Annotated in this window: 8 protein-coding genes; all 8 read left to right on the top strand. The window is 42.9% G+C overall.

Annotated features, from left to right (window positions below):
• Nucleotides 1-13 precede the first annotated feature (13 nt).
• The 8 genes from nadE (at nucleotide 14) to ACWODM_RS11830 (ending at nucleotide 13049) form a co-directional block, all read left to right on the top strand.
• Entirely contained in the window at nucleotides 14-838 is an 825-nt protein-coding gene (gene nadE / locus ACWODM_RS11865) for an ammonia-dependent NAD(+) synthetase (RefSeq protein ID WP_455321587.1), read from the top strand.
• 330 nt (nucleotides 839-1168) lie between these two features.
• The gene (locus ACWODM_RS11860) at nucleotides 1169-2995 is read left to right on the top strand and encodes an LTA synthase family protein (RefSeq protein WP_455321586.1); all 1827 of its coding nucleotides are present in this window, start codon (nucleotides 1169-1171) and stop codon (nucleotides 2993-2995) included.
• 511 nt (nucleotides 2996-3506) lie between these two features.
• On the top strand, nucleotides 3507-4859 hold the full coding sequence (gene lpdA / locus ACWODM_RS11855) for a dihydrolipoyl dehydrogenase (RefSeq protein ID WP_455321585.1): 1353 nt from the start codon (nucleotides 3507-3509) through the stop codon (nucleotides 4857-4859).
• 57 nt (nucleotides 4860-4916) lie between these two features.
• A complete protein-coding gene (locus ACWODM_RS11850) occupies nucleotides 4917-5954 on the top strand; it encodes a thiamine pyrophosphate-dependent dehydrogenase E1 component subunit alpha (RefSeq protein ID WP_455321584.1) in 1038 nt (345 codons plus the stop codon).
• Nucleotides 5955-5981: 27 nt separating this feature from the next.
• Nucleotides 5982-7013, top strand: coding sequence for an alpha-ketoacid dehydrogenase subunit beta (locus tag ACWODM_RS11845; RefSeq protein ID WP_455321583.1), 1032 nt, complete (start codon nucleotides 5982-5984; stop codon nucleotides 7011-7013).
• A 19-nt stretch (nucleotides 7014-7032) separates the two neighbouring features.
• A complete protein-coding gene (locus ACWODM_RS11840) occupies nucleotides 7033-8250 on the top strand; it encodes a dihydrolipoamide acetyltransferase family protein (RefSeq protein ID WP_455321582.1) in 1218 nt (405 codons plus the stop codon).
• Nucleotides 8251-8387: 137 nt separating this feature from the next.
• A complete protein-coding gene (locus ACWODM_RS11835) occupies nucleotides 8388-11003 on the top strand; it encodes an ATP-dependent Clp protease ATP-binding subunit (RefSeq protein WP_455321581.1) in 2616 nt (871 codons plus the stop codon).
• A gap of 186 nt (nucleotides 11004-11189) precedes the next feature.
• Nucleotides 11190-13049 carry a sigma-54-dependent Fis family transcriptional regulator gene (locus ACWODM_RS11830; protein WP_455321580.1) on the top strand — a complete coding sequence of 620 codons (1860 nt, stop codon included), beginning with the start codon at nucleotides 11190-11192 and terminating at the stop codon, nucleotides 13047-13049.
• The last annotated feature ends 539 nt before the right edge of the window (nucleotides 13050-13588 follow it).

The raw sequence follows: 13588 nt of genomic DNA, 5'->3' as shown, positions 1-13588 counted from the left end.
GGAGGACGAAAATATGAGTTTACAAGAAGAAATCATTGCACAACTAAATGTTAAACCAGCGATCGAGCCTTACGAGGAGATTCGCAAAAGTATAGAGTTTTTGAAGGACTATATGAAGAAACATCCTTTTCTAAAAACCTATGTACTGGGAATTAGTGGAGGACAGGATTCTTCATTGGCGGGTCGTTTGGCACAGCTGGCAATGGAAGAACTACGTCAAGAAACCAACGATGCGGACTACCACTTTATTGCTGTCCGTCTGCCTTATGGTGAGCAGGCAGATGAGGAAGATGCAAAACGTGCGATGGAATTTATCAACGCAGACAGTCAACTACGGGTAAACATCAAACCGGCAGTTGATGCAGAGGTTGCCGCTTTAGAAGAAGTCGGTATGAGTGTTTCAGATTTCAATAAAGGAAATATGAAAGCTAGACAACGGATGGTGACACAGTACGCGATTGCAGGAGAATATTCCGGTGCAGTGATCGGAACAGACCATGCGGCAGAAAATGTTACTGGCTTCTTCACGAAGTTTGGTGACGGCGGGGCCGACATTTTGCCACTAGGGAGCATCAACAAGCGCCAAGGAAAACAAATGTTGGCTGAGCTAGGAGCGCCTGAAGAAATCTACACGAAGACACCAACAGCTGATTTGGAAGATGGCAAGCCATTGATTGCTGACGAAACGGCTTTGGGACTACGCTATGATGAGATCGATGACTACCTTGAAGGGAAGACGATCTCCAGCGAAGCACAAGAAAGACTAGAAAATTGGTGGAAAAAAGGCGAGCACAAACGCCATCTACCAATTACTCGTTTTGACGATTTTTGGAAATAAGAAATAGTTAAACTACCGCGTGAACAGCCAAAATTTACTATTTTTTGAATAGTAGAAATTGAAGAATCTTATGAAATCATTGGTTTAAAATAGATTTCATAAGGTTCTTTTTTAATTGTTTCACTTAGGAGAGGGGCTGATTCAAGTCAGTCCTAAAAGCAACGTGAGTCTGTAGTCCTCCTCATCATGAATGTTATTTATGATTGAAAATATGAACGTAACGAAGAGTAGCAGCTCTAATAAAAGGTGACTGTAAACAAATGATAAGGGATTATTCTCTAGCTCTCAGGATTCTTTACTTTCGGTTGCTGGAAGATTACAATAAACTACATGAGAACAAAAGGAGGTTTTTATTTGAAGAAGATTCATCCTGTGATACGTTATCTGGGGATCGGACTCCTCGTCGTCATAGGGGTTATTTTGAGCAATTTATATTTGCAGTGGTGTCAGAATAACTTGTCCACGGAGCTGATGCTCAAATTTGCTTTTTCCTGGCATGCAGAAAAATTTTTTCTAGGTAGTCTGGTACTGTTGATTTTGTACTTATTTTTAGCCAGCTTGGCAGGTTCACTGATTGCTGGGGCAACTTTTTATGGAGTGTTTATTAGTCTTTTAGGTTACGCAACCTATTTAAAAATGTTGTATCGACAAGAACCTATTTATCCAGATGACTTGAAAATGGTCACTCAATTTGGACTGTTGAGAGAAATGATCGGTACCCTACCTTTTCTTTTGGCACTTCTGGCGATCATTGGGGCGATCGCACTGTTTTTCTGGCAGTTGTATCGCAGTATTCGCTTAGACAAGAACAAACAGCGACTACGACTGATCACACTGGGCTTGAGTATCATCGGACTGCTTTACATCAGTCATTTTAACAACGAAGCCAATCTTTTGAGAAAAGCCTACAATCGTTCGGCACTCTGGATTCCCTATTCACAAAAAATGAATTACTATAATACAGGATTTGTTGGCGGTTTTTTGTTTAATCTACGAGTGGAAGCGATGGCTGAACCAGAGGGCTACTCAGAAGCTACGATTGAAAAGATTGCCGAAAAATATCAAACAAAGAGTGAATCATCGGAGACTGAGGAGCCAAATATTATCTATGTCATGAGTGAAAGCTTCTCTGATCCAGATCATTTGACCGGGATCGAGGTATTGGGAGAACCTTTAGCTGAGTATTATGAAAAAGCCCAGCAAACCTACAGTGGCAAAATGCTCTCTCAAAATTATGGCGGCGGCACAGCCAATATCGAATTTGAGGCGTTGACTAGTTTTTCAATGGAGCTGTTCAATCCGCAAATGACGACACCTTACACGATGCTGGTTCCCAAGATGGATCAAATTCCTTCGCTCGTTTCGTTAACAAAAGAAAGAGGCTACGATACGATCGCTATCCATCCGTATGACACTACGATGTATAAACGAAAAGACGTCTACGATACACTTGGCTTCGATTATTTCTTTGATCAGGATTCTATGCATTATAGGGACACGATTGACAACAATCCGTATATTTCTGATGAAGCTGCTTATCATCAAATTCTTGATATTCTTGAGAACAGTGAGGATCCACAATTCATCCATTTGGTCACGATGCAGACCCATATGCCGTATCAAGGAAAATATTCGGATTTGGACTATAGTGCCAGCGGTATGAATACAGAAAGTATGAAGAATTATTTACAGGATATTGCCTACAGCAGTCGTTTCTTAAAAGAGTTCATCGAACAAATAGACTCATTGCCAAGAAGGACATTGCTTGTTTTTTGGGGCGATCATTTACCGGGTCTGTATTCTGAAGAGATTCAGGAAGAAAATGAAGCAACTACTTTACGAGAGACAGAATTTTTGATGTGGGATTCTCAAAACGATTGGTCTTATGAAGTTGACCAGATCACCAGTCCCTTTTATTTTGCACCCAACTTGTTTCAACGTAGTGGGATCAGAACTACCGCATTTTACGAGCTATTGTTGAAATTAGAGGAAGTGTTGCCTGCTTTTGAAAAAGGAATGTATTTGAAAGAGGATGTATGGGAAAAAGAATTGTCCTTAAGTCAGGAAGAGCAAGAGATCTATCAAGAATACGAACTGATCCAATACGACATCGTTGAAGGAAAACAATACAGTTTGACAACTGACTTTTTTGATTGATTCTTATTGTTTCACGAGAATAATGAAACACAAAAGGTTGAAAGCGGAACAAGTGACCAAATGAAACGTTTTTCTTGTCGAAAATAGCCGAAAAATTCTGTGAAACCTGTAGAAAAAAATTTGGACGAAAATAAAAATGTGGATAAGTAAATAAAGAGTTAGTAGTGGTGAAGCTGAACCTACACGGGGGTTTTATCTAGCTGACAGAATGGTTTGCCTCTTGTTTTGTACGAGAGACAAACCATTTCTTTTTTTGTATTGTGAACAAAGTATCAAGTTGTAACATACAACTACTTTGTATCACGATTGTATCAGAGTGGAACAAAATGCAACGTTTTGTTCCACTCCTTTTTTGATACAAAAAGTTGGAAACGCCTACAATTCAAGTGGTAGAAAATTGGCACAGTACTTGCTAAATATAAAGTGTAAAGAAGAGTGAAAGGAGCAAATGAAAAGTTGAAGGAATAGAAAAATATGGATCAACGATTAATTTTTAGAAAGGATGGTGAGTATGGCACACTATGATTTAATTGTCATTGGTGCTGGACCAGGCGGTTATATTGCTGCCGTCAGGGCTGCTCAATATGGAATGAAAGTTGCAGTTATCGAGAAAAAAGCCATTGGGGGAACTTGTTTGAATGTAGGATGTATTCCTTCTAAAAGCTATATCAAACATTCCAACTGGGTATTGTCTGCCGAGGAAGCAGGTAAGTTTGGAATCACTTATGAATTGAAGGAGCTGGATTTTCAACGATTAGTGGAACGCAAAAACCAAGTGATCCAAACCTTACAAGGAGGGATCCAGCATTTATTCAGCAAACATCAGATCAAGTTTTATGAGGGGACAGCCAGGATCGATCAAAAGCAAGTCATTATTTCCGACCAAAGATTGACTTATGAACATCTGATTCTAGCAACAGGCAGCCAACCCTTTGTGCCACCGATCAAAGGATTGGATCAAATAGCCTTCGATACGACAGATACATTTTTTGACCGTGATGTATTACCAGACCGTCTGGCGATCATCGGTGGTGGGATCATAGCCATCGAATTGGCTTTTGCAATGAAACCTTTAGGCGTCGATGTCACGGTTGTCGAAGTAGCCAAGGATATCTTGCTGACAGAAGATCCAGAGGCTCGTCAAATCGTGAAGCAGCAATTGATCAAAATGGGGATCAAGATCCATACAGATGTATCGATCGAACAAGTAACCGAAGAGACGATCGACTTACAGACATCTGAAAAGATCGCTTTTGATCAACTGCTAGTAGCAACAGGTCGCAAACCGGATTTAAGTTTGGCAAAACAGCTTGATGTGGAGCTGACAGAGGGTCAACGTTTTGTAAAAGTCGATCATCACTATCAGACAAGCCAACCGAATATCTATGCAATTGGAGATTTGACTGATAGCTACATGCTTGCTCATGTAGCAAGTGAGGAAGGACTGCGAGCAGTGCAGGCGATTCGCCAACAGCCGCAACGTCCGCTGGCAGCAGAATTGGTTCCACGCTGTTTATATACAGCGCCTGAAATTGCCAGTTTTGGTTTGAATCAAGCCGAGGCAGAGGCCCAAGGATATCAAGTGAGTGTCCGCAAGCTACCCTTTTCTGCTAATGGCAAAGCGATTTCTGCTTCAGAAACGACAGGCTTTGTTAAGATCATCACCGAACAGCAGTACCAGCAGATTTTAGGAGTCGTGATCGTTGGAGAACATGCGACCGAAATGATCCATACGGCGTTAGCTATCAAGCAATCAGAAGGAACGGTCCATGAACTAGCCGACATGGTGTTTGCTCATCCTACTTTGAGTGAAGTTATGGGTGAATCAGCCAAAAGTGTACTGTTCAAAGCCTTGCATGAATAAATAATTTGTCGACTTTCCTTAAAAGCAACAACTAAAGGATATACGAGGAGGATATATATGAAAACAAATGAAGAAAAACAAACAAAGACTGAAACGATCGAGAAGGTGGCAGTCAAAGAAGAAACGGCTGTGAAACCGATCAGTCAAGAAAAAGCACAGTGGATTTATCGAAACATGCTAGACATTCGTAATTTTGAAGATCGAGTTCATGAGATTTTTGTACGAGGAGAAATTCCTGGCTTTGTCCATTTGTATGCAGGTGAAGAACCGATTGCAACCGGCGTTTGTGCTCATTTGACAGATGCAGATTATATTACTAGTACGCACCGTGGGCATGGACATTGTATCGCTAAAGGCTGTGATTTGGATGGCATGATGGCAGAAATCTATGGAAAAGCTACCGGTCTTTGTAAAGGTAAGGGCGGTTCGATGCATATTGCTGATATCGATAAAGGGATGCTCGGTGCCAACGGAATGGTTGGCGGTGGTTTTCCGATCGCGACCGGCGCCGCTCTGCGTAATAAATATCTGAAGACAGACAGTGTGGCCGTCTGTTTCTTTGGTGATGGTGCCGCGAACGAAGGAACCTTCCATGAATCGATCAATATGGCTTCTATCTGGAAACTGCCAGTTGTCTTTGTCTGTGAGAATAATGGCTTTGCTGAAGCGACACCGCAGCACTATTCTTCTGGATCACCAACGATCGCTGAACGAGCGGTCGCCTATGGCATTCCTGGAGTTCGAGTAGATGGAAAAGATGTCGAAGCGGTGTATCAAGCTGCTGGAGAAGCAATCGACCGTGCCAGAAATGGCGAAGGCCCAACGATCGTTGAATGTGTGACTTACCGTAATTATGGACACTTTGAAGGCGATGAACAAAAATACAAAGCTCAAGAAGGCGATGAAAAAGCTCTTGCCGAACGCGATGGTATTGTAGAATTCCGTGAGTCAGCGATTCGTCAAGGTTTGCTGACAGATGATGAAGCTGACCAAATAGAACAGGAATCACACGATGCAGTGGAACATTCTATTGAGTTTGCCAAAGAAAGTCCTTTGCCAGACGCAGAAGCGTTGTATGCAGACGTACACCATTAAGAGAAAAAGACAGGAGTGAAAAAAATAATGAGTAGAAAGATTACATTTTTACAAGCAATCAACGAAGGTCTAGACATCGCAATGGAAAGAGACGATCATGTCATTCTTTTAGGAGAAGACATTGCAGGCGGAGCAAATGTAGACCATTTGGAAGAAAAAAATGAAGGCGCTTGGGGCGGTGTTTTTGGTGTGACAAAGGGTTTAGTTGAAAAGCATGGCCGTGAGCGGGTAATCGACACACCGATTTCAGAAATGGGCTATATGGGCGCCGCAGTTGGTGCAGCAGCTACTGGGTTGAGACCGGTACCTGAATTGATGTTCAATGACTTTATGGGCTGGTGTTTCGATACGATCCTTACGCAAGGCTCCAAAATGCAGTATATGTTTGGCGGGAAAGCAAAAATCCCAATGACTGTGCGGACCTGTCATGGGGCAGGAGCGTCTGCCGCAGCCCAACATTCAGGCTCTTATTATGGAATGTTTGGTTCGATTCCGGGAGTCAAGGTTGTAGTACCGTCTAATCCACATGATGCTAAAGGCTTGATGTTGTCTTCGATCGAAGATGACGGTCTAGTGATGTTTTTTGAAGATAAAACACTTTATGGTCAAAAAGATGAAGTTCCAGAGGGGTATTATACCGTAGAGATTGGTAAGGCGAAAGTCAAACGAGAAGGAACTGACTTATCGATCGTTACAATCGGTAAAATGGTCTATATTGCCTTAGAAGTAGCTGAGAAGCTGGAAAAAGAAGGTCTGTCAGTGGAAGTGATCGATTTGATCACCGTCGCTCCATGGGATCAGGAAACAGTCATCGATTCTGTGAAGAAGACCGGTCGTCTGATAGTAATCGATGAGGCCAATCCTCATAATAATACAGCAACTGACATTGCTTCGGTGGTGGGTGACAAAGCATTCGATTATCTGGATGGTCCAGTCAAATGTATTTGCGCACCAAACACACCGGTTCCATTTGCAGCAAATCTGGAGCAAGAATATTTACCGTCTGCTGATAAAGTTCTTCAACAAGCAGCAGAGTTGATCGATGATCTAAAAAAATAATAAAGGTGGTGAAAGATAGATGGCAGTAGAAGTTTTAATGCCGAAATTAGGCCTAACAATGACTGAAGGAACTGTTGATGAATGGTTGAAGCAAGAAGGGGATGCTGTAACAAAAGGCGAGCCGATCTGTACCATCAGTTCTGAGAAATTAACCTACGACGTAGAAGCACCCGAAGAGGGTACGTTGATCAAAATAACAGCTGACGTTGGCGCAGAAGTTCCTTGTATCACACCGATCGGTTATATCGGTTCACCAGGAGAAAATATTGATACAGCAGAAACTACTGAAACATCGGAAACTGTGGAGGAAGAAGAGTCAACCGTTGAAGCACCTCCGACAACAACGTCGGAAGCACCAACTCGTGAAGCTGGAGAACGAATCTTTGCTACACCATTGGCACGAAGAATTGCTTCTGAAAAAGGCTACGACCTAGCCCTGATCAATGGAACTGGTGGCAATGGTCGGATCACTCGTCGTGATGTGGAGAGCTATCAACCAGTGGCAACCACCAAAACAGCTGAGGGGCAAGTAGCAGCTCCAGTTCAAATCGGTGCGGGACTTGAAGGAATGAGAAAAACGATCGCGCAAAGAATGTACAACAGTCTTGCGAATACCGCTCAATTGACCTTCCATCGTAAAGCAGATATCACGGAGCTGATGGCTTTCCGGAAAACAATCAAAGATTCAGTGAATTCGCCTCTTAAGGGAAATCCGTTGGGAATCACGGCTTTACTCACCCGGGCAGTCGTCTTGGCATTGCAGGATCATCCAAATGTAAATTCTTGGTATGATGGCAAAGAATTAGTGACGCACAAAGAAGTTCACATTGGTATGGCGGTTGCTTTGGATGACGGTCTGATCGTACCTGTGATCAAAGATGCGGATCGAATGACCTTGACACAGATCAGCCAGAGTGTGGAACGTTTGGCCAGCAGTAGTCGTCAAGGTAGCTTAACGAGTGATGAGTTATCTGGATCGACCTTTACGATCACTAATCTGGGTAGTTTGCAGATCGAATACTTTACACCGGTATTGAATACACCTGAAGTAGGTATTCTCGGTGTCGGCGGCTTGTTGAAGGAGCTTGCGTTGACTGCAGAAGGAGACGTAACGGAAAAAGTGAAATTACCACTGAGCTTAACAACCGATCATCAGATCCTGGATGGCACACCTTCAGCAGAGTTCTTTAACAGTATTATCTATTATTTGGAAAACCCCTATCTGTTGATGCTGTGAAAGAGTTTTTGCGGGAATAGATGACCTTGTTCAAAACATGCAAGGAGTAGAATGAAGCAGGGAGACCGCGCCGGGAAGAACTCGACGTGGTTTTCTGTGCTGTAAAGAAAAATAGTAGAGAAAGGAAACGATCAAGAATGACAAATAAACAGTTTCCTGAAAATAGTTCAAGCAATCTTCTTTTTAGTCCGTTATTGCGTCAAACCTTGAGACAGGCAAGGAAAGCAGCGGTTGACCGTAAGCATCAAGAAGTGGACCTTGCACATGTCTGGCTGATATTGCTACAGCCAGAACACAGTGTCTTTCGTTTGCTGGGAGGCTTATCCTTGCCGATCGATCAGCTGCAAAGCGCTACTGAACTAGAGTTAAAAAAATTAGCGATTGCTTATGGTAAAACAGTCACTTATGGTCAGAAAAATAGTCGGAAATTACAGGAGCTTTTGAAAACAGCAGAGCATCTAGCACAAGAAAGGCAGGCTGAAAGCGTGACGGTCGAGGATTTGCTGACTGTTTCTCTCCAACATCCAGAGCTGCCGATGGTAAAAAACCTTCTGAAAGCAGGAGTGAATGAATCTGTATTGACAGGTCATTTGGATCAGTGGAGTCTTTCAGAAACGACTTTGACAGATTTAAAGCTGTCTGAATTTACAGCGTTGAATCAGTTTGGCACCAATTTGAATGAACTTGCTAAGGAAAACAAGCTAGAACCAGTAATCGGTAGAACTGCTGAAATCGGAGATGTCGTACGGATCATGTCTCGTAAAGCCAAGAACAATGTGATCTTGATCGGCGAGCCAGGAGTCGGAAAAACGGCGATCGTGGATGGCTTGGCTCATTTGATCAGCCAACAAAAGGTGCCTGAAAATTTAAAAGACAAGATCATTGTCAGTTTAGACTTGGGACAATTGGTAGCTGGAGCAAAATATCGAGGAGAATTCGAAGAGCGTTTGAAAGCTGTATTAAGAGAGATCAAACAGGCGGACGGTCGAATCATTTTATTTATCGATGAGATCCACATGATCGTTGGAGCTGGTAGAACAGAAGGAGCGATGGATGCAGGAAATCTATTGAAACCCATGTTGGCAAGGGGAGATCTGCATTGTATCGGAGCAACGACTTTGGATGAATACCGAGAAAATATTGAGAAAGACAAGGCTTTAGAGCGTCGGTTTCAACGAGTGCAGGTGGAAGAGCCGACTGTCGAGGACACTTTAAAAATCTTGCAGGGTCTGCGACAGCGTTTTGAACTGCATCACGGGATTATCATCGAGGAGGATGGTTTAGAAGCTGCTGCCAAACTTTCAAAGCGGTATTTAACGGATCGGTTTTTACCAGACAAAGCCATCGATTTGATCGACGAAGCCTGTGCAACGATTCGAGTGCGACTGAATTCTGTTCCTGAAAAGATCACGACACTCAATCAGCAGTTGATTGCATTGGAAATTGAGATCGCGAATACACAGCTAAAGGATGCAGAAGTTGAATCAATACGAGACTTGGAGCAGGAACGTCAAGATTTGGAACAGCAACTAAATGATTTGCGAAGAAACTGGAAACACGAGATCGAATTGCTGTATCAAATCTTGAATTTGAAACGGCAGATCGAATTTGCACAGCAACGTTTGGATGAAGCAAAGCTGCGTCATCAATATGAACAAGCAGCGAGTATTCAGCATCAGGAAATACCTAGTTTGGAGAAGAACCTCTCTGCTCTTGAACAACAGCTGAATGAAGCAAAGTGGTTGATCCAAGCTCAGGTCACTGGTTCAGAGGTTGCACAGGTCGTAGAACGTCTGACGGGCATTCCTCTAAAGCGATTGATCGCCTCCGAAAGAAGTAAACTTTTAGGATTGTCAGACAGGTTGAAGCAGCGAGTCGTTGGTCAAGATGAAGCTGTCTTGCGTTTGACACAAGCGGTCATACGAGCAAGAGCAGGGATGCAAAATCCCCAAGAATTGATTGGTTCCTTTCTGTTTCTTGGACCAACAGGGGTAGGAAAAACAGAGCTGGCGAAGTCTCTGGCAGAGGAACTGTTTGATGATGAAAATCAACTGATTCGTTTAGACATGTCGGAGTATATGGAAAAATACAATGTCTCCCGCCTGATCGGCTCACCTCCCGGTTATGTAGGACATGAAGAAGGGGGGCAGTTGACAGAAGCTGTCAGACGCCAACCCTATTCGATTCTTTTACTGGATGAGATTGAAAAAGCACATCCGGATGTTTTCCATCTTCTGCTACAAGTCTTAGACGAAGGGAGATTGACAGATTCGCAGGGACGTTTGATTGATTTTAAAAACACGATTTTGATCATGACAAGCAATCTTTCCTCAGAATTGATTTTAAAAGGAACCAATAACGAGGGACAACTGGATGAACAAACGATCGTAGCAGTCAATCAGAATCTGACAGAGCATTTCAAGCCTGAATTTCTCAACCGAATCGACGACATTTTGTTTTTCGCTTCACTTAGTCGAAATGACATGGTGCAGATCGTTCATAAAATGATGGCCAATGTCAGTGCGAGATTAGCTGAGCAGCAGATCGAATTGTCTTTAGATGCTGAAGCAGTTGAATGGTTGGCTGACAGTGGCTACAATCCAGTCTACGGTGCACGCCATTTGAAGCGTTTGATCAAAAGAGAGATCGAGACGGCGGTTGCTGAAGGGATCATTGCTGAAGAGATTCTTTCAGGTAGCAAGGTCAAAGTTAGAGTCCGAAAAAACAACTTGGAATTAGTGACGGATTTCTAAAGTTTATAGAAAGACCGTGTTTAAACGAGAAGCATTGTAGTATAATGAACAATGGAGAGTCGTTCAGATCTGAATGATTAATTTTATTTGTAAGCGTGCACAACTTCTGTTTTTTAGAGTAACTCAAGAAAAGATAGTTGGTTCAAAACGCAAGGCTTTATCCATTACCAAAGGGTGTGATCAAGCATGGATAAACTATGGAAACAGTATGTTGAAAACAATGGAAATATTGCTATCAGACTACCAGAAAAAGTAGCCGAATCCTGGGATATTTGTCGATTGAACCAGGTGAATCCCTATCAAAAAGCTGGAAAAACGTTGCTGACCAGTGCGCAGCTACGCAACAAGAAACGGATCAATCAAACGATTATTGACTCTGTCGACCACGAGGCAAAAAAAATTGCTGATTATTTTCGATTGAGTGAGTCGATCTTTATTTTGACAGATGACGAAGGCTATGTGTTGTGGCGAAATGGCAATCCTCGAGCCAAAGAGCATGCGAATACCATGGGTTTTTACGAAGGGAGTCGCTGGAGCGAGCTGGATGTAGGAACCAATGCCATCGGAGTGACCTTACGTACTAAGAAGCCGTCTAGCTTCTCTATGTTTGAGCACTATTCCGTTGCATCACATGATTGGAGCTGTTTTGCCTGTCCAATTTTTGACGACAATGAATTGGTCGCTGTACTAGACGTCTCTGTTTATGGACAAGATGAGGTCACCCATCAGGCGGTGATCCAACTGATTGCTGAGCGAGTGATGAATCGTTTGTTAAAAAAACGTCTGGATCATAAACAGGCACTGTTGACCTATGTTGTCGATGATCAGCCGAATGCGATCTTGTGTGACGAAGGTTCACGAATCGTCTATCTTCCACCTGAATGGAGAGGGCACCATCAATTGAAAATCGGTGAATCGATTTTGGCTTTTTGTCGCCAGTTTCAAGGGCTCTTTGATTCGGAGGAAGTGTATCATGAAGGTGAGCTGATTGGTTTTACCTATACTTTTTATTCTACGAAGGTCGAGAATGATCGCTATTATCCAGGAGTTACGAGTCAAAACACAGCCTATACGCAATTCTTAGATCAGGTCTTTCAGGTTGCTGACAGCGAGATCCCGATTCATATTTTTGGAGAGTCTGGAACTGGGAAAGAAGTGATCGCCAAAACGATCCATTACAATAGTCCCTTTAAAAAGAATCCATTGATCAGCTTGAGCTGTGCGACCATCAGTGAAAACCTGTTGGAAAGTGAATTATTTGGTTACGCTCCGGGTGCTTTTACCAATGCCAGTCCGAAAGGTTACATGGGAAAAATTCGACAGGCGAACGGTGGGACATTATTTCTTGATGAAGTCGATTCGATGCCATTAAAGATGCAGGCAGCACTACTGCGTGTACTAGAAGAAAAGCAAGTGACGCCAGTTGGGGGAAATGAAGCAATCCCGGTATCCTTTCGAATCGTGACTGCGACGAATCAGGATTTGAAGGCTGCTGTCCAAGAGAAGCGTTTTAGACAGGACCTGTTTTACCGATTGTATGTCTGCCCCTTGTCGATCCCACCATTGCGTGAACGCAGAGAGGATATCTTGCCGTTGATCCGCCGATTCTGCCAGCAACACAGTTGGCAAATAAACTGGCAAAAAGAGATTGAAGAGGTCGCCCAGCAATATCCATGGCATGGGAATATCCGAGAATTCAATCATTTTATGGAACGTTTGTATTTGCTTTATAGTCACCGAAAACCGACGATCAGTGAGATTCGCCAGCTGATCGAAGTCACCTTGATCGATCTGCAGCAACAAGAACAGCCTCGCAAAGAAGCGGCACAGTCGGTAAATAGGACACTTACGGAATTTCCAAGCCTTCATGAACGTCCAGTTGATAAATCTGCTTCTATGAAGACAAAAGCAGAGCATGAGCAGGATTTGATTTTGCGTGTATTAAAACAAACCAATTTCCATATGACCAAAACAGCAGAGATCTTGAATATCTCGCGAACTACTTTATATCGAAAAATCAAAAAGTATCAAATCGATACGAAGTAAGCAGTGGAAAGAGTTGAATTCGTGGTTGTTTTATTAGAATCGCTACACTACACAACGAAGTCTGCTTTTGTCAACCGTGAGACCACCTTGAGCCTGAAGTCTCAAGGTTGCCAAGCTTCAAACTGGAACTAATCGCTGAAGCGACCAGTTCCAGTAATTCACATTGGCTCTTGGGCACGGTGACGTCGCAGCCTTGTCGTTACGTTTCGCTAAGTATGAAAAAGAGATTATTCTTATTAGTAGTCATCGAAAGGTTACCTTTAGCGTAACGAAGAGAAAGATTTGCGTTGTCGCCGTGCCTAGAATTCAATGTGAATTAGGGTCAGTTGCCAATTTGATTGGTTCCACGGCTGACTTGAAGCAAAACTTTTTCGTAGTGAAGCATTTCTATACAAAAACAACTGCAAATGGTAGTAATTATCCACCCGTGAAAACGGGTGGCTTTTTATCACCTCTAGAAGAGGTCGCCATTCGCTGCCCCTTAAAAGGAGCTTTTTCAAAGACTGCCAACCGCTCATCGCTCGCCTCTTTATTTATTT

Source organism: Enterococcus olivae, from assembly GCF_053760925.1.
Note: the sequence above shows the minus strand (reverse complement) of the source record. Positions and strands in the feature narration are given on the sequence as shown.